This is a genomic window from Streptomyces sp. NPDC051105, from assembly GCF_040682795.1.
Taxonomy (GTDB): domain Bacteria; phylum Actinomycetota; class Actinomycetes; order Streptomycetales; family Streptomycetaceae; genus Streptomyces.
The window spans coordinates 22,019-44,090 of the sequence record NZ_JBFBBR010000027.1 but is presented as its reverse complement, the minus strand read 5'-3'; the positions used below and the strand labels follow the sequence as shown (position 1 = coordinate 44,090).

Sequence of the window (22,072 nt, the reverse complement as noted above, 5' to 3'; positions counted from 1 at the left end):
TGGGAGCGCACGGAATTCAGCCGGACGGCGCACTCGCGGACGAGGGCCGTACCGGGACATCCAGCGCGTTGCCAGCACTTGGTCAGGAGATGGTTAGGAAACAGAACACCAGGCTCGCGGTGATTCTGCGGAAGCGTGTGTCGCAGGCGGCTGAGAATAGCCCGTGACCTGTGACTTGCCGTGTGGCAGGCATAGCTGCTCCGTGCTGTGGACCCTAATTGTGCGGCCATCACGAGGTCGCGACAGGAATCGCGCATGGCTCTGAAATCCTGGCGTTTCAGGGTTTCCGTCGCGGGGTTTTCCGGAAACCACTTGTATGTCCACTTGATTGGCGCTTACACGCCTTCCCGTAGTGTCCGATGTGCGGTCCGGTTCAGGTCCGCCGCGTGCTGGAAAAACCACTCGACTTCCGGGAATCCGCCATGCCCTCAGATACCCCCGAGACGTCCATGAGCCCTCCGTTCCCGCGGGGAAGGGGGGATGGACCGTCCGAGAGGACGATCACCGAACTGCGGCGGGTGCGCCCGGAGCTGGCGGAGCCGTTCGCGGCGGCCTTCCCCGGAGCGCGCGCCACCGTCCTGGGGCGGCTGTGGGGCGCCCTCGCGCGGGAGCCGCTGCCCGGCGTCGCCGTCCGGCAGCGCGTGGCGGACACGCTCGTCGTGACGCTGTGCAACGGTGACCGGCTCACGGCGCCTGACGTGTGTGCCCAGCGATTCGCCCAGGCGCCCGAGGGCTTCACCGTGTCGGGGCCCGCGGGGCCGGTTCGCGGGCCGGCCCAACTCCTCGCCCGGCTGGGACTCTCCGGATCGGCCGTAGGCCGGCTCGCCGCCGAGTTGGACAACAGCGTCGTCAACCTCGCGCTGGCCCGCGCCGCGAATCCCGAAAGGCCCGGCGGACTGCGCGATTCGGCCGACGCCGAACAGGCGGTGGTCGACGGTCACCCGCAGCACCCGTGCTGCCGTACCCGTACCGGCATGTCCGTCGCCGAGGTCCTGTCCTACGGGCCCGAACACCACCCGGTGATCGAACTGGCCCTGCTGCCCGTCCCGGCCGACCGCTGGCAGAGCGCGGGCACCTGGCCCGCCGAGCTGCGGGACGGCGACACGTTCCTGGTTCCGGTCCACCCCTGGCAGCGGGACCACGTACTGGCGCGCCACCGCGACCTCGCCGTGACGGGGCGGACGATCCCGGCCCGGCCGCTGCTGTCGCTGCGCACGCTCGCACCGATGGCCGAGCTGCCCGGCTGTCACATCAAGACCGCCCTCGACGTGCAGGTCACCAACTACCGCAGGACCATCTCGCCGGCGGAGGTGGCCGACGGACCGGCCCTGTCGGATCTGGTCTCGGCCGTCGTAGACAAAGCCGGGTTCGGTGAGAGCCTGCGGGTGCTCCGTGAGCTGGGCGGCGGCGCGGTCCGGGTGGGCGGGCGGGCGTCCGGCAGTTTGGCCGCGATGCTCAGGGAGTCCACCGACTCCCACCTCGGCGACGGTGAGATCGCCGTCCCGCTGACGGCGGTGCACGCGACCGGCGGCGCCGTCGTGGCGGGTGATCCGGTGTGCTGGCTGCGGGACTTCGCCACGCTGGTACTGCCGCCCGCGTTGACCCTGCTGTCCATGGGAGTCGCGCTGGAGGCCCACGGCCAGAACACCCTGGTCGTCCTTCGGGACGGGAAACCGGTACGCGTGCTCTACCGGGACCTGGACGGGGTCCGGGTCAGCCCGCGCAGGCTGGCCGCCTGGGGATTCACCCTGCCCCCGCTGGCCGGCACCCGGGCGGGCGACGACATGGACGCGCTGCGCACCAAGCTGTTCGGCGCGCTTCTCAGCGGGGTCTTCAGCGAACTGGTCGACGTCCTCGCCCGCACCCGTGCCCTCGCCCCCGGGACGCTGTGGGAGACGGTGGCCGAGGCCGGCCGCCGGGCGTACGCCGAGCTGCCGGACCACGGGGACGAGGCCGTCTTCTTCGGGGACACCCTGCCGCTGAAGGCCACCATCGCGATGCGTCTGGCCGACGACCCCGGCAAGGCCCAGTGGATTCCCCTCCCCAATCCCCTCACCCGGTACCGCCACTTCTGACGCACGGGAGCCACCCCATGACCACCTCCGCCATCGCGCCCGGCACCACGACCGCGGCACAGACCGACCAGCCGAACGAGACCGCCGACGCCGTCACCGCCCACACCCTGCTCAACTGCCTCGTCCGCGAGGTGTCCGCCCCCGAGCACCAGGTGACCGTCGACCACGACCACCTCCTGCTGCGCCTGCCGCGCAGGGACCTTCTGCTGCGGGCCCGACTGCGCCGGGTCTCGATGATCGGTGCCCACCGCTTCCAGGGCCCCGTCCAAAGACTCCAGGACGCCACCTGGGCCACTGTCGACTGGCGGGAACTGGCCGGCTACGTCCAGGAGGAACTGGAACTGCGCACCGGCACGGCCAACGACGAGTTCCTGGGCCAGGTAGCCGACAGCCACGAGACCATCCGCGCCACCCTGCAACACCGCGCCACCCCCCAGCACCGCCCCGCCACCCCCCAGCACCGCGCCCGTCCGGCACCGCAACCGAACCTCTGTCCGGACCTCTATCTGGCTTCGGAGCAGGCGCTGGTGTTCGGACACCGCTTCCACCCCACGCCCAAGGCCCGCACCGGGGACCCGGCGGACTGGCTGGCGTACGGACCGGAGACCGGAGCCCGCATCCGACTGCACCACCTGGCCGTACGCCGCGAACTGGTGCGGGAAGAAGGTGAGTCGGGCGAGCTGGACAGGCTGTATCCGCCTACGGACCCGGACTACGTGACGCTCCCGGTGCACCCCTGGCAGTTCCGGTTGTTGCGCGGTCACGAGGGGTTGCGCGCGGCGATGGCGGACGGCGCCGTCGTGGACGCGGGCGTCAGCGGGCCCGAATGGGTGCCCACCGCGTCCGTGCGTACGCTCTACCAGCCGGACGCGGACACCTTCCTGAAGTTCAGCCTGAACGTCCGTATCACCAACTGCCTGCGCAAGAACGCCGGTTACGAACTGTCGGGTGCCGTTACCCTGAACCGGCTGGTCCAGCCCGTCATGACCCGGCTCGCCGAGCGCTTCCCCGGCTGCGCGCTGCTCGCCGAGCCCGGCTACCGCACCGTCGCCGCCGGCGGCGACACCGACCTGGTCGAGGGTTTCGGCGTCATCGTGCGCTCCGGCCTGCGTCCCCACCTCCGTCCGGGCGTGACGCCGCTGCTCGCCGCCGCGGTCGCGGACGAGTACCCCACCAGCCAGGCCCACGTCTCCCACCTGCTGGCCCGAGGCGACGGAGACCTCCTGACATGGTGGGAGGCCTATCTCGGGTTGCTGCTGCCACCCGTGCTGGCCGCCTACTTCGAACACGGCATCGTCCTGGAACCCCACCTGCAGAACGTCGTCGTCGGCGTGAGCGCGGACGGCATGCCCGCGCAGATGCTGTTCCGCGACCTGGAGGGCACCAAGCTCCTGCCCCGTCATCATGAGCGGTTTCTGTCCACTCTGCCGGAGGACGTCCGCGGGCCGTTGACCTACGACGCCGAACGCGGCTGGAACCGGGTCGTGTACTGCCTGCTGGTCAACCATGTCGCCGAGGTGCTCGGCGCCCTGGCCGACCTCCGGCCGGCGCTGGAACCCGCGCTGTGGGGCCTGGTCCGTGACCGCGTCGACGCATACGCCCGCACCGCCGGCGAACCACCCCGCCTGCGGGCCCTGCTCTCCGGCGTCCCGCTGCCCGCCAAGGCCAACCTCCTGCTGCGCTGGTCCCGCCAGGCCGACCGGCACGCCCACTACGTCCCCCTGCCCAGCCCGCTCGGCGCGGACTTCCCCCGCGAGGTGACGCCGTGAGGCCCGCACTCCTCCACCACGTCCGCCAGTTGGCCGACGACGACCTGCCCGCCTACCTCTACGACCTGCCCGGCCTGCGCGACCACGTCCGCGCCGTCCGGGCCGCGCTGCCCCGCCGCGTCGAACTGCTGTATGCGGCCAAGGCCAACTCCGACCCTCGCCTGCTGGGGACCCTGGCGGGGCACGTCGACGGGTTCGAGGTCGCGTCCGGCGGCGAGATCCGCCACGTCCGCGGCCTCTTTCCCGAAGCCCGGATCGCCTTCGGGGGCCCAGGCAAGACCCCGGGGGAACTGGCCGAGGCACTGGACGCGGGCGTGGAGCGCCTGCACGTCGAGAGTGAACACGAGCTGCGCACGCTGACGACCGCGCTGGGCGACCGCACGGTCGACGTGCTGCTGCGCGTCAACGTACCCGTGATGCTCCGTTCGGTCTCCCTGGTCATGGGCGGCTGTCCCAGCCCTTTCGGCCTGGACCCCGCTCACCTGGACCGATGTCTGCAGATCATCACGGACGACGGCCGTATCCGGCTGCGCGGGCTGCACATCCACGTGGCCAGCGGCCTCGACGCACGCGCTCACCTGGCCCTCGTCGCACAGGGCATGGCCTGGGCGGACCGTTGGGCGCACCACCAGGGGATCGCACTCGCCGAGGTCAACATCGGCGGCGGGATGGGCGTCGACTACACGCGTCCCGACGAGGTCTTCGACTGGGCCGCGTTCGGTGTCGGGCTGTGCCGGACGCTGGAGCGCCACCCCCGTGTCACGCTGCGGATCGAACCGGGTCGCTCGCTCACGGCCTACTGCGGCTGGTACGTCACTCAGGTCCTGGACGTCAAACGCAGCCGCGGCCAGGCGTTCGCCGTCCTGCGCGGCGGCACCCACCACCTGCGCACACCGGCCGCGAAACAGCACGACCAGCCCTTCGAGGTCATCCCCGACCAGTCCTGGGACCACTCCTGGCACCGCCCGGAGGTCCGCGGCGAACCGGTGACACTGGTCGGCCAGCTCTGTACACCCAAGGACGTCCTGGCCCGCCGCGTCATGGTCGACCGGCTGCGGATCGGCGACCGGATCGCGTTCGCCATGGCCGGTGCGTACGCGTGGAACATCTCCCACCACGCGTTCCTCATGCACCCCCACCCGACCTTCCACCACATCGACGACCTCGACGCGCCCGGCGCGGACGCGTACGCAGGCGGACCGACATGACCCTGCGGTGCGGCGCGCCCCGCGGAAGAGAACACCGTTCGGTGCTCGCCACCCTCACCGTCCGGGCCTTCCGCCGCTACCTGCTCGGCCAACTGGCCTCCAACATCGGCACCTGGATGCAGCGAGCCGCCCAGGACCTGCTGGTCCTGCAGCTGACCGGCGGCAGCGGCCGGGCGGTCGGCATCGTGACCGCACTGCAGTTCCTGCCCCAGACCCTGTTCGGCCTCACCGGGGGAGCCCTCGCCGACCGCTACCCCAGACGCCGGCTGCTGCTGATCACCCAGACCGCCATGGCGGCGCAGTCCCTGCTGCTCGGCGTCCTGACCGTCACCGGCATGGTGAGCCTGCCTTCGGTCTACGCCTTGGCCGTGGCCCTCGGCACCGCCACCGCCGTCGACAGTCCTGCCCGCAACGCCCTCATATCGGAACTGGTCGTCCGCGAGCAGATGGCCGCCGCGGTCAGCCTGAACTCCGCCCAGTTCAACGTCGCCCGCATTCTCGGCCCCGCCGCATCAGGCCTGACCGCGGCCGTCGTCGGGACCGGCCCGGTGTTCCTGATCAACGCGGTCTCCTACCTGGCGGTCCTGTACGGGCTGAGCACGATTCCGTCCGGTGAACTCCGCCACCCCGGCCGACGCCGACCCGGCGACAAATGCCTGACCGACGCCTTCCGCCACATCGCCAGCACACCGGAACTGCTCCTGCCGATCACGCTCGTCGCCTTCGTCGGCACCTTCGGACTCAACTTCCAGGTCACCATCTCCCTCGTGGCCATCACCGTCTTCCACTCCGGCGCGGCGGCCTTCGGCTGCCTCTCCGCCGCCTATGCGGCGGGCAGCCTCGTGGGCGCGCTCCTCGCGGCCAACGGGAGGCAACCGCCCACCCCCCGACGTCTGATCACGGCCACGGTCGCCTTCGGCGTACTGGAGGCCGCGCTGGGCCTGATGCCCGGCTACGGCACGTTCATGGCCCTGCTGGTCCCCGTCGGCTTCGCCGCGGTGATCGTCACCACGACCGCCAACGCCCTGACCCAGCTGCACGTCGACCCGCACCTGCGTGGGCGTGTGCTGTCCGTCTACTTCCTCGTGCTCCTGGGCGGCACGCCCGTCGGCGCCCCTCTTGTCGGCGTTGTCTCCGACGCCCTCGGCCCCCGCGCCGCCCTGATCCTCGGCGGTGTGATCTCAGCGGCCTCCGCGCTCGCCCTGCCGGCCTGGAGGAGCAAGCGGCACCGGCTGAACCAGCGGCGAATGGCGACGGGTCCGGCCGGTGCACCAGCGGCAGACAGTAGTCGGAGCATGCAAATGGATCTTCTCCAGCCGCGGGGCGAGTGATACGCAGGGGCTGGCAGTCAGGATGTGTTCAGGTTCCAGCTGGCACAGTCGGGCACCATGACCGATGAAACGTATGCCAGCCCGGTGGTTCCGGCGGCGGGAATCCACCAGCGAGGAGACCAGCGGCGAGCCGACGAACTACCGGCTGAGACGGGCTCACACCACTTCTCCGGAACTGGTTGGACGGGGATCCCGGAATTCCGGCGGATTTTAAGACCGGGATTCGCGATGGCCCGTTGATTTCCTTGGGCCGGCCAGGGAACGGGGGGGATCCGGCCGACCGGCATGTCTCTCCACCTCGGCGGCTCCCAGCAGCGGGACCAACGCCTTCGTAGCGCCTCCCTGCCTGGACGTGTTTGACGAGCAATCGAAGTCGTACCGCAGCCCTGCGGATCTGAGACCGCGCCTGGCCACGCATTTCCAGACAATTACCGTTCCGCAGACGTGAGGGACGCCCCTCCGCGCTGCCATTCGTTCCTTGCGAGGATTACATGACGACCGCGACGACGCCCGACGGCCTTCGGGCGCCTGTAAAGCAGATGCTGAACAAGGTTCCCGAGGTCACGATCTGGTTCTGGGTCATCAAGATCCTCTGCACCACGGTCGGCGAAAGCTTCGCCGACTGGATCAACATGAACCTCGGCGTGGGCCTGATCAACACGGCATTGATCTTCACCGTGGTGCTGGCAGGCGTCATGGGCTGGCAACTCACCACCAAACGCTACGTCCCGTTCGTGTACTGGCTCACCGTCGTGGTCGTCAGTGTGACCGGCACCCTCTACACCGACATCCTCACCGACAGCCAGGGCGTTCCCCTCGCGTTGAGCAGTAGCGTGTTCGCCGGCCTCCTGGCCGTTGTCTTCGGGATCTGGTACGCCCGCGAGCGGACCCTGTCGGTCCACACCATCACCACGCGTCCCCGTGAACTCTTCTACTGGCTCGCGGTCCTGGTCACTTTCGCCCTCGGCACCGCGACCGGCGACTGGACCCTGGAACTGACCGGCTGGACGCCGGGTGTCTCCGTGTTCCTGCCTCTCGGGTTGATCGTCGCGATCGTCCTCGGGTGGCGCCTCGGCGCCAACGCGGTGCTCTCCTTCTGGCTTGCCTACATCCTCACCCGTCCGCTCGGTGCCAACCTCGGCGACTGGCTCGGCTCGCCCGGCGGCGACGGCGGCCTGGGCCTCGGCACCGCGGTGACCAGCGTGGTCTTCCTGGGTGCGATCCTCGCCACGGTCGTGTACCTCACGGTCAGCCGCAGCGATGTCATCGAGACCCACGATCTCGCTCATGCCCCGCGAGCGCTGAACCCGGCGCGGGAGCGGATCATGCTCGGTTACTACGCCGTCGTAGCGGTCGCAACCGCGGTGCTTCTCGTCTGGGCACACCACCAGCCCCACGCGGCCGTGGCCAGTGAGGAAGACGCCCCCGCACCGGTAACCGCCCATCTCACCCCGAAGCAGGCGACGTCGCCGTTTCCTCCGGCCGAGATCGCGAAGTTCCGCACGATCGCTGCCGACACCCTGGCAAAGCTCGATTCGGACAACCAGTCGGCCGCGACCCGCCGAGTGAGCGACCTCGAGACCTCGTGGGACAAGGACCAGTCCGCCCTTGAGCCCAAGAGCGAGCAGTCCTGGCACTTCCTCGACAGCGAGATCGACCAGGTCCTGACGGCGCTACGCGCCCCGAGCCCCGACAAGGCCACCGAGGTCAAGGCACTCAACACCCTTCTGACCTCACTCGGCTGACCAATCACCACGACGGACTGCCTCGACGCATCCTCTGCGCCGGGGCAGTCGGCAGGCTGAGCCGGACTCGGCACACAGATCGCCGACAGCCGCGGCCGCCGGCACCGGAGGCCGCGCAGGGGCTGATGCCGGGCTACGGCTCGTTGTTGGCCGGGCGGTTGCCTGCGTTTTGCGAGTGCGACTTACTCTTACAGCTTGTAGGAGTCTCTGGGGGGGGGTCGGCGTGTCCAGGTCAGGCACCCAGCAGGCACCCGGCGGGCGGTCTCGCGGCGATGGCGGGGCCGTGCCCTTGGCTGAGGAGTGGCGAGAATGAGCGAACACCGGCGCCGATCGTCGGGGAGGACCGCGCCGTCCGGCATACCGTCCGGCTCTGACGGTATGCCGGACGGTGGCCGGGCCGCGGCACGCCGGCCTCGGGCCCAGGCCCAGGCCCAGGCCCGAGGCCGGCGTGCCCGCCGCGCGGGGGCCACGCGACGTAGGGACGCCGCGCGTTCCGGTCGGCGCCGCCCGATCGACTACCCGCGGGCGGGCAGGCGCGGCCTGCGGCGGTGGCTGCCTTCGTGGAAGCTGGTGTCCGGCACCTTCCTGCTCTTCGTCGGCGGCCTGCTGGGCCTGTTCGGCTACGCCTACGCCGCGACGACGATCCCCGGCGCGAACCCCAGTACGCAGGCGCAGAGCAACACCTACTACTGGTCGGACGGCTCGGTGATGACCACGCAGGGGTCGACCAACCGGCAGAACGTCGACCTCGCCCAGGTGCCGAAGCTGGTGCAATGGGACTTCCTCGCCGCGGAGAACGCCACCTTCTACTCCGATCCGGGCATCGACACCCAAGGCATGCTCCGCGCCGTCTACCACATGGCCACGGGCGGTGAGGTGCAGTCGGGGTCCACCATCACCCAGCAGTTCGTGAAGAACACCTACCTCAGCCAGGACCAGTCGGTCACCCGAAAGCTCAGGGAGATCATGATCTCCCTGAAGATCGGCGGCCAGATGTCCAAGCAGCAGATACTGCAGGGCTACCTCAACACCTGCTACTACGGCCGGGACGCCTACGGGATCGAAGCCGCGGCCCGTACCTACTACCACGTGCACGCCTTCCAGCTGAACGTCAGCCAGGGGGCCTTCATCGCCGCCACGGTCAACGAGCCGAGCCTGCTGATGCACGCCGACACCGACCCGCGGGCCAAGGCCCAGGCCAAGGCGCGCTGGAAGTACGTGCTGGACCGGATGGCCAAGATCCACGAGATCACCGGCGCCCAGGAACAGCACTACCTGGCATCGGGGTTCCCCACGCCCAAGCCGTACTCGCCGTCGGCGGGAATGTCCGGGCAGACCGGTTACCTGGTGCAGGCCGCGGAGAAGTACGTCGAAGCCCACGCCTCCCTCACGGACCAGCAGCTGGGGCGCGGTGGCTACCAGATCTACACGACCTTCGACAAGAGGAAGGTGAACGCGCTGTCGGCGTCCGTCGCGGCGATGGAGCACCGGCACCTCGACCCGCAACACCGCTCGGCCGACAAGGACGTCCAGGTCGGCGCGGCGTCGATCAGTCCGTCCACCGGCGCGATCGTGGCGCTGTACGGTGGGGCCGGCTGGAACAAGGGGCACTGGACGGACAACGCGGACGCGACCGGTGTGCCGGTCGGTTCCACCTTCAAACCCGTCGACCTGGCCGCCGCTCTCGACCACGGCGCCGTCCTCTCCCCGGGGCAGCCGGCCTCACCGATCACCCCGGCCTCGAAGTTCGACGGCGACGACGGCATCACCATCAAGGACCAGCAGGGCCGGGAGCTGTCGGACTCGAACGACCCCACGGGGCTCTTGCACCAGCGCAACGACGTGTCCACCAAGTGGGGTTACATCACCCTGCGCAAGGCGATGGAGCAGTCGGTCAACACCCCCTACGTCCAGCTCGGCGAGTACGTCGGCTACGGCAACGTGGAGGGCGAGGCCCTGAAAGCGGGACTCCTGCGCACGAGCCTGCAGTACGACACACCGGGCTTCTACATCGGTACCTCCACACCGTCGGCGATCCGCATGGCAGACGCGTACGCCACCTTCGACGACGGCGGGATCCAGCACGAGCCGTACTCGGTCACCAAGGTCGTCGCCGACGGCCGGCAGCTGCCCGGCTTCGACAAACCCAAGGGCACCACGGCCATGCCCGCCTCGACCGCCGACACCGTGACCGACGTCCTGCGAGACGTCGTCAAGAACGGCACCGGTACCCACGCCCAAGCCCTGGGCCGCCCGGTGGCCGGCAAGACAGGTACGACCGACGACTACAAGTCCGCCTGGTTCATCGGCTACACCCCGCAACTGACCACGGCTGTGAGCATGTTCAAGGAGGACCCGAAGAACGCCGGCCTGCAGTCCATGCAGGGCGTCGGCGGCTACGCCAAGGTCTTCGGCGCCGACATGCCCACCGAGGTGTGGACCGGCTACATGACCGCCGCCCTCCAGGGGCAACCCGTCCAGCAGTTCCCTCCCGCACCCCCATTGGGCCAGAGCACGGACGAATACGGCGCACCCTCGCCCACCCCCTCCGCCACCGCGGCCCAGAGCACACCCCCGGCCACCCCGACGGCGCCGGCCGCTCCGACCCCCACCCCCGCACCGTGTCGCGGGCATGGGAGGCACTGCGTCAGCCCAAGTCCGACCGATACCGCCGGCACCACCACCGGCACCACCGGCACCACCGGCACCACCGGCACCGGCGGCGGCCTGCTCGGCGGCACGACCGGCGGTAACACCTCACCCTCACCGACGACCAGCTCACCGGCCCCGGCCGTTACCCGCGGAGGACCTTGAGCCGCGCCGCGATGGCCCGTGGGTTGCCCAGCCTTTTCCTCAGGAACGCACCCGGTGGGCTCCTGCATTCGCTTCGGTCCGGACTGGCCGAACCGGGCACGGCGGCGACGGCGGCCGTCCCGGTAGGCCAGTGCCTGGAACCACCCCAGAGTGCCTTCGGGGATGATGCCGCCTGAGCCGCCTGCCAGATCGAGCGGGACTTCGGATGCCGCACCACCGCACGTTCAGGTGACGGAAAATCTCCTATTCACTCGCATTCCGTCCTCTCGGTAGAGGTCCGTCACATCGGGAAGGAGAACAGGCGCACTGGCTCTGAAGGCCAGTACGCGTTGTCGCGCAGGGGCGTCACCATGGTCCGCAACGGCATGGTCACCAGGCGGTTTTCGGGCTGTTCGACAAGCACTTCCTTGTCAAGGGGGTGCCACCCGAGGCGCCGGTAAAGCGGCACGAGGGGAGGTCGGCAGAACAGGAGCGCGTGCTGAGGGCCCATCGTGCGAGCGTGGTCAAGGGCCGCTGTGACCACCCGCCGGGCCAACCCCTGGCCTTGCATGTCGGGTGCGACGGCCACTCCACCGACGCCCACCACCTCTGCCTCGACATCGCCGATCGCAACAGGCAGCTGGAGCAGGCCCGCATGTGCCACAAGCCGGTCGGCGTATCTGATACCGAAGTGCTCTCTTTTGGGCAGCCAGGTCAAACCGGCCGCGGCAACCCCGAAGGGATCATCGCCGTCGCCCAGGATCTCGTCCTGGTCCCTCTTCGTGTACTGAGGGAGCCGCACTACAGTCGGCGCTGTAGAAAATCGGTTCTCAGACGTCCCCATGATGATCACTCCTTCGATGACTGGCCAAGAGTTCGGTCGGCCTCCCGTGGGGCGAGGGCCTGATGCAGCTCAGGACAGGTCCCGGGCAGCGGCAGTCCGATCAACCGACCTCGGGGCAGAAGCGCCGTTGCCGCTGTCCGCTGGACCACTCTCCGATTCCCCGTCCAGGCCTCAGTCCCGCGCCTGAAAACGGGCTGCCAGGAAGTGCTCGAACGTCACCTTGCCCACGGCCTGCTTCGGCGTCAGATGCCCACCGGCCCGGAACCTGCGATAGGTCTCGCCGGCCAGGCGCACGTTCAGCAGGGCACGGCGCCGGCCGCTCGCACGCAGATAGGCCCGGGCCAGCTCCGGAAACGTGCGGACCTCGGGGCCGCCCATGTCCGGCGCTCGCCCTGCGGGTGCCCCGGTTGCGAGTTCGGCCAGCCGGGCAGCGACCTCGGCCACCTCGATCGGCTGGTCGGCGACTCCCGCCGGGAGCAGCATGACCGGCAGCTTCGCCGAACCTTGCAGGAACTGCAGTACCAGGTCGTGGAATTGCGTCGTACGCAGCACGGTCCAGCCGAGCTCCGACTCCTCGATCAGTCTCTCCACGGCGAGCTTGGTTCGGTAATAGCCGAGCGGCACCCGGTCGACGCCGACGATCGAGATGTACACCAGATGCCGCACCTCGGCCTGGCGGGCCGCTTCGATCAGATTGCGGGCTGCCCGCATGTCACCGCCGCGCGGCGACGTCGCACAGTGCACGATCGTGTCCACGCCCGAGACAGCCGCGTCCAGCCCCGTGCCCTCACGCAGGTCCACGGCGTACGGCTGGGAGTGCCGGCTCAGCACCCGCACCTCGTGCCCGTCCGCGCGCAGCCGCTCGGTGAGGACCCGGCCGAGCGTTCCGGTGCCACCAGTCACCAGGATCGTTGTCATCGCAGTTGCCGTCCTTCCGGTGGGACGTGCGCTCCCCGGTGGAGTGCCCGCCCTCCGCTGTGAACCGACCACCATCCATGGATGTGACAGCTTTCCGTGTGATCGCGCTCACCCTCAGGTCACGCCCCGGGAGACATCGCGGCGAACTGCCGGCCGGCGAAGGTGAGTTTGTCCGGGTTCATAACGACCCGCACCCCGCCGATGCTGCCGTCGCGCAGTTCGAAGGACGTGACGGCGACGAGCTGCTGCGCCGCGTGCGCCACCAACGCCGACGCACCGTTGACCTCGGCGACGGTGAGGTCCCAGCCGCCCGCGAACCGTTGCACGCCGCCCACCAGGAAGCGCATGACCTTCTCCCGGCCGACGATGGGGCGCCGGGCCGCGCTGACCTTGCCGCCGCCGTCGCTCCACCAGATGACGTCATCGGCAAGCAGTTTCTCCAGTCCGGCCAGGTCTCCCTCGCGCGCCGCCGCCACGAAGGACTCGACGAACGCGCGCTGCCGCCCGCCCGCAGGCTCGAAGCGGGTACGCGCCGCCGCCACGCGCTGCTCCGCCCTGCGGTACGACTGACGGCAGTTGGCCTCACTCAGGTCGAGCACCCCGGCGATATCCCGGTAGCTGTAGGCAAACGCCTCGCGCAGGACGTAGACCGCGCGCTCGGTCGGCGTGAGTCGCTCCAGTAGCACGAGCAGCGCTGCCGACACGGCGTCACGCTGCTCCGCCGACTCCATCGGGCCGAGCGCACCGTCCTGCGTGAACACCGGCTCCGGCAGCCACGGTCCCACGTACTCCTCGCGCTGCACACGGGCGGAGGCGAGCCGGTTGAGGCAGAGGTTGGTGACAACCCTGGCGAGCCAGGCCCCGGGGTGCTGGATTGCCGCACGGTCGGCCCTGTCCCAGCGCAGATACGCGTCCTGGACGGTGTCCTCCGCCTCCTCGGCGGAACCGAGCAGCCGGTAGGCCAGGCCGAACATACGAGGGCGATAAGAGGCGAACTCCTCGGCGGTCCCCGCAGGCTGCATGCCGTGGCTCCTCTTGCTGTTTCGGCCCGGCTTCGGCGGGCCATGGTGAGCAGTACGCGCCCCAAGGGCCGGTTCTCGATCAGGATGACGCTGCGCTTCGGGAGCCTGCTCCAGCGGGAACCCGCGGGCGATGGCGGGGGTGATGCGGCCCGCGCGCAGCCAGTCCAGCAGGGTCATCCAGGTCAGCACGTGGACGGCGACCGTCATCCTGCTGTGCGCGCTCACGTTCCTCACCCCCCCTTGCTGTAACGGTAACAGTTACAGCAAGGGCTCCAGCTGGGGTTCGGGCGGCTCTCATCGGATATCGCGAGAACACCGCCTGCGGCTTTCACGGCGACTACTCCACCGCCCGCGGCTTTCACGGCGACTACTCCACCGTCCGCGACTGGGCCGGCGTGACCTTCCCACCGGGCCCGGCCGACGTGCGCCACGTTCCGTCGGCTCGGCGCCGGGGTGCCGCCGGGCCCACGGCCGTGGAGTGCCGATCAGCGGCGCCTCCGGTACGACCATCCGCTGCCGATTCCCGCCACGTGCAGAGCCAGGGCGGTCAGTCCGAGCAGCATCAGGTTCGTGGAGGTGAACGTGTCATTGGTGCTGATGTCCGCCGCGTTGATCAGAAAGGCGATGAAGAACAACACCGCCGCGACTATGCCGAGCATGAGGAGGCTCCTTTCAAAGGGGTGATTCCCGTGTGCCCACACATCACGTTCACAAGCCCGTTGCGGGGTGACTACGGGTGCGGCTCGTGCACCGGCCGCCGTGGACCGCTCCTGGGGGTAGGGGGGTTCGCGGGTACGGGGACCGCCCCGTCGAGCGTTCGGACTGCTGCTCGGCGCCGACGGTGGCGGACGCCGAAGGGCAGGATGCCGGACAGGTGGATCGCGAACACGCGGTTCGGGCAGCCCGGTTGGCGACGGGATCGCCGCTGCCGTCGTCGGGGCGATCATCCGAGCTGCTTCTACTAAATTAGTAATTAATCTTGACACTGTTTCGGCCACAGGCCACAGTCATCGCCGTGACGCCGTAGGCCTCTGCCGCGGAGCGGCCGGCGTCACGTTCTCCTGCTTCCCACTCCCCGGGAGAGGTACGTGACTTTGCACCCGCCCGTACACAGACCCACGCACCACCGGTTCACCCGGCCCGCACTCGCGGCCGCGATCGCGGCGGTCCTGGCCGCCACCGTGACCCCCGACGCCGTCGCCGGGACGGCCGTCGACCAGGGCGCACCCGCCTCCTACGACAGCGGCCTCGCGCCGACTCCCTACATGGGATGGAACACCTACTACGGACTGGGCGCGCCCACCGAGAAGGAGGTGCGCTCCGTCGCCGACCGGCTGGTGAGCAGCGGTCTGCGCGACAGCGGATACGACATCGTGTGGCTGGACGGCGGCTGGCAGGCCGACAACCCCCGCGACGCACAGGGGCGGTTGACGGCCAACCCGGACCGCTTCCCGTCCGGCATCCCGGCCCTCGTCTCCTACCTGCACAAGCGGGGACTGCGGGCCGGCATCTACACCGACGCCGGCGCCTACGACGGCGGCAAGAGCTGCGGCCTCGGCAGCCGCGGCTACTACGACCAGGACGCACGGCAGTTCGCGGGCTGGAAGATAGACGCGATCAAGGTCGACTTCCTCTGCGGGATCGGCGCCAAACTCGATCCGGGGCCCGCCTTCAAGGAGTTCAGCGACGCGGTCGCCAAGTCCGGCCGCACGATGCTGCTGAACCTCTGCAATCCGCTCACCGACGACTGGGGCCTGCCGCACACCCCCGAACAGGACGCCCACAACACCTACGTCTACGGACCGGCGATCGCCGACTCCTGGCGCACCGGCACCGACATCGCCTGGGGTACCCCGAGCCCCGGCGAGTGGCCCAACATCCTGCGCAACATGGACGCCAACGCCTGGCACCCCGAGGCGCAGGGCCCCGGCCACTACAACGACCCGGACTACCTCATCCCCATGCGGAAGATGACCGACGGGTCGTACGAGCTGACCCAGGAGGAGTCCACCAGCCAGTTCGTGATGTGGGCCGAGATGGGCTCGCCGCTGGTGCTCGGCTCCGACCCGCGCACGCTGTCCGACACCATGCTCGCGACCCTGCGCAACCCGGAGATCATCGCCGTGGACCAGGACCCCCTTGCCGTCCAGGGCGTGCGGGTGGCCACCGACTCGGTCGGTGACGTCTACAGCAAGGTGCTGCGGGGGCGCGGACAGCGCGCGGTCGTCCTGCTCAACCGGTCCGACCAACCCGCCCAGCGCACCGTGCAGTTCTCGGACACCGGCCTCGGCGGCCCGGTACGCGTCCGTGACCTGCGGGCACGTGCCGACCGGGGCACGCACAGCGGGTCGTACACCGTCGAGGTCCCCGCGCACGGCACCGCGTTCCTGAAGCTCACCGGCGCCGACGCCCTGCCGGGCACCGACCTGGGCGTGACGGCCACGGCGAGCCCGGCCGTGGCGAGCGGCGGCGCCACGTTTTTCCGGGGGCCGCACGGCTCGCTCGTCGAGAAGGCGGACGGGGGGACGCGGGACCTCGGCGGTCCCGCACAGGGGAAGATCCTCGGCCAGCCCGCCGTGTACGCCTCCGCCGGCGGCCGGATCGACGTCTTCGTACGCGGCGCCGACTCCCGGGCCTACCGGAGGGTGTACGCCGACGGCCACTGGGGGCACTGGCAGTCCCTGGGCGGACAGTTGACCGACGCCCCCTCCGTCGCCTTCACCGACCCCGCGCACTGGACGCTGTTCGCGCGCGGCACCGACGGCACGGTCGTCCAGCGCGGGCCGGCGTCCGGCTGGTCCTCGCTCGGCGCGCCCGGCGAACGGCAGGTGTACGGCCGCCCGTCCGCCGTCGTCGACGCGCAGGGGAGCGTCCACGTCGCCGTACGCACCGCGGCCGACGACGTGTGGACGCGGACCCGGGACACCTCGGGGCAGTGGTCGGACTGGGCCGCCCTCGGCGGGACCGTCAGCGGCAGCCCGACCCTGGTCGCCGCCGGGGACGCGGTGCTGCTGTACGTGCGGGCCGCCGACTACACCCTCTGGCAGCAGCGGTACAGCGACGGCGCCTGGCAGGGCTGGAGCAAACGGCAGGAGTTCCCGAGCGCGGCCTTCGACGGCGCCCTCGGCGCGGCCGCCGGCCCGGACGGAGCCGTCGACGCGGTGTTCCGCGGCGTCGACGGCCACGTGTACCGCACCCGACTCAAGTGACTGAGGAAACAACCATGGCCAACCACCAGCCCAGCCGACGCCGGTTCCTCGCCGGGCTCGGCGCCGCCGGGACAGCGGCACTGCTCAGCGGCTGTGTCACCGACACCTCCTCCGGCAAGGGCTCCTCGAAGGGCGCGGTGACCCTCCAGTCCAACCTGTCCGCCCCGCAGGCCAAGTCCGCGATGGAGGACCTGGTCGCGGCGTACGGGAAGAAGGGCTCCGGCAAGGCCGGTCTCAACACGGTCGCCGCCGAGACCTTCCGCACCCAGCTGCCGACCTACCTCACCTCGGCCAACCCGCCGGACGTGTACACCTGGTACCCCGGCTCGGTGGCGGACGCCTACGCGAAGAAGAACCTGCTGCTCGACCTCGACGAGGTGTGGACGTCGTCGCCCGACCTCAAGCGCTACTCCAAGGCGCTGAACTCGCTCTGCACCGCGAGCTCCGGCAAGAAGGTCTTCGTGCCCAACACCTACTACTGGTGGGGCATGTTCTACCGGAAGTCCCACTTCGCCAAGTGGGGCGTGAGCGAGCCCACCAGCTGGGACGGCTTCCTCGACCTGTGCGACAAGCTCAAGAGCAAGGGCGTCGCCCCGATCGGGCTCGGCGCGGGCGGCAACACCCCCTGGGTGGCGTCCGCCTGGTTCGACTACCTGGACATCCGGATCAACGGCGCCCAGTACCACCGTGAACTCCTCGCCGGAAAGCACCGGTTCGACGACCCCGAGGTGCGCAAGGTCTTCGACCGCTGGCAGGAGGTGCTGCCGTACTTCGACCCGAACGGCACCGCCGTCGCCTTCCAGGACGCGACGACCTCCCTGCTCAACGGCAAAACCGGCATGATGCTCATCGGCACCTTCTTCGCCGACGCGGCACCCAAGAGCGCCCTGGACGACATCGACTTCTTCCGCTTCCCCGTCATCGACTCCAAGGTCCCGCTCGCCGAAGAGGCGCCTGTCGACGGCTACTTCGCCAGCGCCCGCACCGGCCGCCGCGACCAGGTCGTCGACCTGATGAAGTACCTCGCCACCGCCGAGGCCCAGGAGATCTACATCAAGGGCTCCTCCGGCACCGTCCTGCCCTGCAACCCGGACGCCAAGGACGCCGGTACCGCGCTGGTGACGAAGGGCCGCAAGCACGTCGACGCGGCCGCCGAGATCACCCAGTTCTTCAACCGCGACTCCAGCGACGCCCTCCAGCCCACCGCGGACACCGCGCTCACCAAGTTCCTGGCCAAGCCCAAGTCGATCGGCAGCATCCTGACCGACTGGCAGCGCGACGCCGAGAAGATCTGGAACGCCTGAGATGGCCGTCCTGACCGCGCCCGACCGGAAGTCCCCGGCCCGCCTGCCCATGAGCGGCAAGCGGGCCCGGGGGCCCCGGCGCACGCCACCCCTGGTCCTCGCCTTCGTCCTGGTCCCGCTCCTCGCCGAGGCCCTGTGGGTGTTCTGGCCCGCACTGCAGGGGTTCTACCTCGCCCTCACCAGGTGGGACGGTGTCTCGCCGCCGCAGTTCGTCGGGCTCGGCAACTTCCGGGAGATGGCTCACGACGACGTCTTCCGCAGCGCGGCCGGCCACACCGTGCTGTGGCTGGTCCTGTTCGGCGGCCTGTCCGCCGTGCTGGGCCTGGCCGCCGCGCTGCTGCTCCAGCAGGAGCGGCGCGGGGTCGGCTTCTACCGGGCCGCGCTGTTCCTGCCGGTGGTCTTCTCGCTGGTCGCCACCGCCCTCGTCTGGCAGGCGATCTACCAGCCCGACGGCGTCCTCAACCAGTTGTTGCAGAGCGTGGGCCTCGGCAGCCTCCGGCATGCCTGGCTCGCCGACCAGGACACCGCCCTGTACGCCGTGATCGTGCCCGCGCTGTGGCGGCAGATCGGCTATGTGATGGTGCTGTACCTCGCCGGTCTGAAGGGCATCGACCCGGCGCTCTACGAGGCCGCCAAGGTCGACGGCGCCAGCGCCGTGCAGCGCTTCCGGCATGTCACGCTGCCCCAACTGCGCAGTGTCAACGCGGTCGTTCTGTCGGTCATCGTCATCGACTCGCTGCGCTCCTTCGACGTCGTCTGGTCGCTCACCCGCGGCGGCCCCTATCACTCGTCCGAACTGCTGAGCACCTACATGTACTCGACCGCCTTCCAGTCCCTGCGACTCGGCTACGGCTCCGCCCTGGCCGTCGTCATCTTCGTCCTCGCCTTCGGGGTCATCGCCTCCTACCTCGTCCGTGCGTTCCGGGAGGCCGACTGATGTCCGTCAACTCCACGGCACTGCGCCGCAAGCGGGCCGCCACCGCCGGATTCCACCTGGGCGCGGGCGCGCTGGCCGTGCTGTGGCTGCTGCCCATCGTGCTGGTCCTGGTGACCAGCCTGCGCACCTTCGACGACATCGCCGCCCATGGCCTGGGCAGTTGGCCGCGCTCCTTCACCCTGTCCAACTTCGGCCAGGCCTGGACCGACGGCGGCCAGCAGCAGGCCCTGATCAACAGCCTGCTCGTCACCATCCCCTGTGTCCTGGTGACCCTGGCCCTCGCCGCGATGGCCGCGTTCGGCCTCAGTCGCTACGAACTCCCCTTCCGGCGCACCCTGTTGCTCCTGATGCTCGGCGGCAACCTGCTGCCGCCGCAGATCCTGCTCATCCCGGTGTCCAAGCTCAGCGAGGTGATGGGTTTCTACGACACCCTGCCCGCGCTGATCGGCGTGCAGATCGGCTTCGGCGTCGGCTTCTACGTGTTCGTCCTGCACGGGTTCATGCGGTCGATCCCGGTCGAGATCCAGCAGGCGGCGGTCGTCGACGGCGCCGGACCGTGGCAGATCTTCTGGCGGATCATCCTCCCGCTGACCCGCCCGGCCCTGGCCGCCCTCAGCGCCCTGTCCTTCACCTGGATCTTCAACGACCTGCTCTGGGCGATCACCGTCCTGCGCAGCGACTCCAAGATGCCGATCACGGCCGCCCTCATCGGACTCCAGGGCCAGTTCGTGTCGATGTGGAACGTGATCGCCGCCGGATCGGTCATCGCCGCCGCGCCCACGGTCGCCGTGTTCCTGCGCTTCCAGCGGCACTTCGTGGCCGGACTCAACCTGGGAGCGGTCAAGTGACCCACAAGCGCTGGACCTTGCGCACGGAGCACACCTCCTACACGGTCCGCCTCTCCCCGGACGGCCCGTGGGCCGAGCTGGACGCCTGGGGCCCCCTCGGGGTGGAGGAGGGACCCTCCGCCCTCGACTGGTCCCACCGCACCCACTTCATCACGCCCGCCGACGCGGCTCCGGCCGAGTATCTGCCGTACGGGCTGCGGCCGTTCACCGGCTCCGAGCTGGTCGCCGGCGCCGGGCGGGGCGTGTGGTGGGAGTTCGACGGCGCGCAGGAGTCGGAGGGCGCGCTGCGGCTCGCCTTCGCGGACGGGACGACCGGGCTGCGGACGGTCCTGTGCTACGAGACCGTGCCGGGCACCGATGTGATCCTGCGGTGGGCCGAGTTCACCGCCGCCGGGGAACTCCGCCTGGAACGGCTCGACTCGGCCGCCGTGAACATCCCGGTGGCCGGCCCGGCGCGGCTGACGTACCTCTGCGGGCAGTGGTCGCAGGAGTTCCAGCTCACCCGACTCGACCTGCCCCGGGGCACGTTCACCATCGGCAGTCTGCAGGGCGCCCCGGGGCACGCGTACGCGCCCTGGCTGGCCGTGCAGAGCGAGGACGCGACGTACGGTGTCGCCCTCGAATGGCCCGGGAACTGGCACATCACGGCGGAGGCCGAGCCCGGCGGCGCCGTACGCGTCCGCGCCGGACGGGTCCCGCACGAGGGCGCCGTCCTCATGGCCCCGGGGGAGACCCTCACAACCCCCCGTCTCGCCTGCGCGTTCAGCCCGGACGGGCTCGACGGCCTGTCCCGCGTCTGGCACCGCTACGAGCGCCACCTCACCGGCGACCGGCTGCACCGCCCCCGCAAGGTGCTCTACAACTCCTGGGAGGCCACCGGCTTCGACGTCGACGCGGCCGGGCAGCTGGAGCTGGCGAAGGCGGCCGCCGACATCGGTGCCGAGCTGTTCGTCGTGGACGACGGCTGGTTCACCGGCCGCGCCGACGACACCGGGGGACTGGGCGACTGGTACCCGGACCCGCAGGCGTTCCCGCAGGGCTTCGACCGGTTCGTGGGGGAGGTCCGCGCCCTCGGCCTGGACTTCGGGCTGTGGGTCGAGCCGGAGGCGGTCAGTCCCGGCAGCCGGCTGTACGCCGAACACCCCGAGTGGGTGTACCGCATCGACGGCCGCCCCTCCCGCCTGGTCCGCAACCAGCTGCTCCTCGACCTGGGCCGGACCGATGTCCAGGAGTTCGTCATCGGCACCCTCGACCGGCTGCTCGGCGACTACGACATCGGCTACCTCAAGTGGGACATGAACCGCCCGCCCACCGAGCGCGGCCGCCCCGGTGCCGGCCCCGTCGACCTGGACGCCGAGCACGTCGCCGGATATGTGCGCGTCCTCGACCACCTGCGCGCCGCCCACCCGGACGTCACCGTCGAAGGCTGCGCCGGCGGCGGTGGCCGGATCGAGCACGCCACCCTCGCCCGCACCGACGTCGTCTGGCCCAGCGACAACACCGCGCCCCTGGACCGGCTGCGCATCCAGCACGGCTTCCTGCACGCGCACGCCCCGCACCTGATGAGCTCCTGGGTCACCGACGCCCCCGGCATCTTCGACCCGCGCCCGCGCAGCCTCGCCTTCCGCTTCGTCAACGCGATGTGCGGGGTCCTGGGGATCGGCGCCGACCTGCGCGCCTGGACACCGGGGCAGCGGGCCGAGGCCGCCCGGTGGATCGCCCGCTACAAGGAGGTCCGGGACGTCGTCCACCACGGCGAGGCCCGGCTGCTCGGCACCCCGGACGACACCAGCTGCGGAGTGCAGTACGACCACGGTGACCGAACCGTCGTCGCCGCGCTCTCCACCGGCCGCCTCGACGGCGCCCCGCTGCTGCCCGGCCGCCCCGACCGGCTCCGGCTGCGGGGCCTGGACCCGGCGGCCCGCTACCAGGACACGGCGACGGGAACGACGTACAGCGGAGCCCATCTGCTCCACTACGGCCTGCCGTTCACCTGGAGCGCCGATCACGATGCGGACCTGGTGGTGCTGACCCGCCGGTAGGACGCATATGTTTCCTGCAGCTCACCC

General features: G+C 70.2%; 15 protein-coding genes. 11 read left to right on the top strand and 4 right to left on the bottom strand.

The window, feature by feature from the left end:
- Positions 1-518 precede the first annotated feature (518 nt).
- The 6 genes from AB0N16_RS39710 (at position 519) to AB0N16_RS39685 (ending at position 10,942) form a co-directional block, all read left to right on the top strand.
- The gene (locus AB0N16_RS39710) at positions 519-2,075 is read left to right on the top strand and encodes an IucA/IucC family protein (RefSeq protein ID WP_365805603.1); all 1,557 of its coding nucleotides are present in this window, start codon (positions 519-521) and stop codon (positions 2,073-2,075) included.
- Positions 2,076-2,092: 17 nt separating this feature from the next.
- The gene (locus AB0N16_RS39705; protein ID WP_365805601.1) at positions 2,093-3,844 is read left to right on the top strand and encodes an IucA/IucC family protein; all 1,752 of its coding nucleotides are present in this window, start codon (positions 2,093-2,095) and stop codon (positions 3,842-3,844) included.
- Entirely contained in the window at positions 3,841-5,052 is a 1,212-nt protein-coding gene (locus AB0N16_RS39700; RefSeq protein WP_365805599.1) for a type III PLP-dependent enzyme, read from the top strand. Before AB0N16_RS39705 ends, AB0N16_RS39700 begins: the two co-directional genes overlap by 4 nt.
- A 41-nt stretch (positions 5,053-5,093) precedes the next feature.
- Positions 5,094-6,383 carry an MFS transporter gene (locus AB0N16_RS39695; RefSeq protein ID WP_365805597.1) on the top strand — a complete coding sequence of 430 codons (1,290 nt, stop codon included), beginning with the start codon at positions 5,094-5,096 and terminating at the stop codon, positions 6,381-6,383.
- 491 nt (positions 6,384-6,874) lie between these two features.
- Entirely contained in the window at positions 6,875-8,128 is a 1,254-nt protein-coding gene (locus AB0N16_RS39690; protein WP_365805595.1) for a hypothetical protein, read from the top strand.
- A gap of 570 nt (positions 8,129-8,698) precedes the next feature.
- A complete protein-coding gene (locus AB0N16_RS39685) occupies positions 8,699-10,942 on the top strand; it encodes a transglycosylase domain-containing protein (RefSeq protein ID WP_365805593.1) in 2,244 nt (747 codons plus the stop codon).
- A gap of 280 nt (positions 10,943-11,222) precedes the next feature.
- Here AB0N16_RS39685 and AB0N16_RS39680 read toward each other — a convergent pair whose 3' ends face one another.
- The 4 genes from AB0N16_RS39680 to AB0N16_RS39665 form a co-directional block, all read right to left on the bottom strand.
- Positions 11,223-11,765, bottom strand: a complete 543-nt coding sequence (locus tag AB0N16_RS39680) for a GNAT family N-acetyltransferase (RefSeq protein ID WP_365805591.1) — start codon at positions 11,763-11,765, stop codon at positions 11,223-11,225.
- Positions 11,766-11,936: 171 nt separating this feature from the next.
- Entirely contained in the window at positions 11,937-12,683 is a 747-nt protein-coding gene (locus tag AB0N16_RS39675) for an NAD(P)H-binding protein (protein ID WP_365805589.1), read from the bottom strand.
- Positions 12,684-12,802: 119 nt separating this feature from the next.
- A complete protein-coding gene (locus AB0N16_RS39670) occupies positions 12,803-13,930 on the bottom strand; it encodes an RNA polymerase sigma-70 factor (RefSeq protein WP_365805587.1) in 1,128 nt (375 codons plus the stop codon).
- Between the two features lie 260 nt (positions 13,931-14,190).
- Positions 14,191-14,364 (bottom strand): hypothetical protein, encoded by a 174-nt coding sequence (locus tag AB0N16_RS39665; RefSeq protein ID WP_365805585.1) that lies wholly within the window; start codon positions 14,362-14,364, stop codon positions 14,191-14,193.
- A 435-nt stretch (positions 14,365-14,799) separates the two neighbouring features.
- Between AB0N16_RS39665 and AB0N16_RS39660 the strand changes: the two genes are divergently transcribed.
- The 5 genes from AB0N16_RS39660 to AB0N16_RS39640 are packed head-to-tail and all read left to right on the top strand — an operon-like array spanning position 14,800 to position 22,045.
- Positions 14,800-16,914 carry a glycoside hydrolase family 27 protein gene (locus AB0N16_RS39660; RefSeq protein WP_365805639.1) on the top strand — a complete coding sequence of 705 codons (2,115 nt, stop codon included), beginning with the start codon at positions 14,800-14,802 and terminating at the stop codon, positions 16,912-16,914.
- 14 nt (positions 16,915-16,928) lie between these two features.
- Entirely contained in the window at positions 16,929-18,218 is a 1,290-nt protein-coding gene (locus tag AB0N16_RS39655) for an extracellular solute-binding protein (protein WP_365805583.1), read from the top strand.
- A gap of 1 nt (position 18,219) precedes the next feature.
- Positions 18,220-19,155, top strand: a complete 936-nt coding sequence (locus AB0N16_RS39650) for a sugar ABC transporter permease (protein ID WP_365805581.1) — start codon at positions 18,220-18,222, stop codon at positions 19,153-19,155.
- The gene (locus tag AB0N16_RS39645) at positions 19,155-20,003 is read left to right on the top strand and encodes a carbohydrate ABC transporter permease (protein WP_365805579.1); all 849 of its coding nucleotides are present in this window, start codon (positions 19,155-19,157) and stop codon (positions 20,001-20,003) included. The genes AB0N16_RS39650 and AB0N16_RS39645 overlap by 1 nt, the downstream gene beginning before the upstream one ends.
- Positions 20,000-22,045 (top strand): alpha-galactosidase, encoded by a 2,046-nt coding sequence (locus tag AB0N16_RS39640; RefSeq protein ID WP_365805577.1) that lies wholly within the window; start codon positions 20,000-20,002, stop codon positions 22,043-22,045. Before AB0N16_RS39645 ends, AB0N16_RS39640 begins: the two co-directional genes overlap by 4 nt.
- Positions 22,046-22,072: the final 27 nt, after the last annotated feature.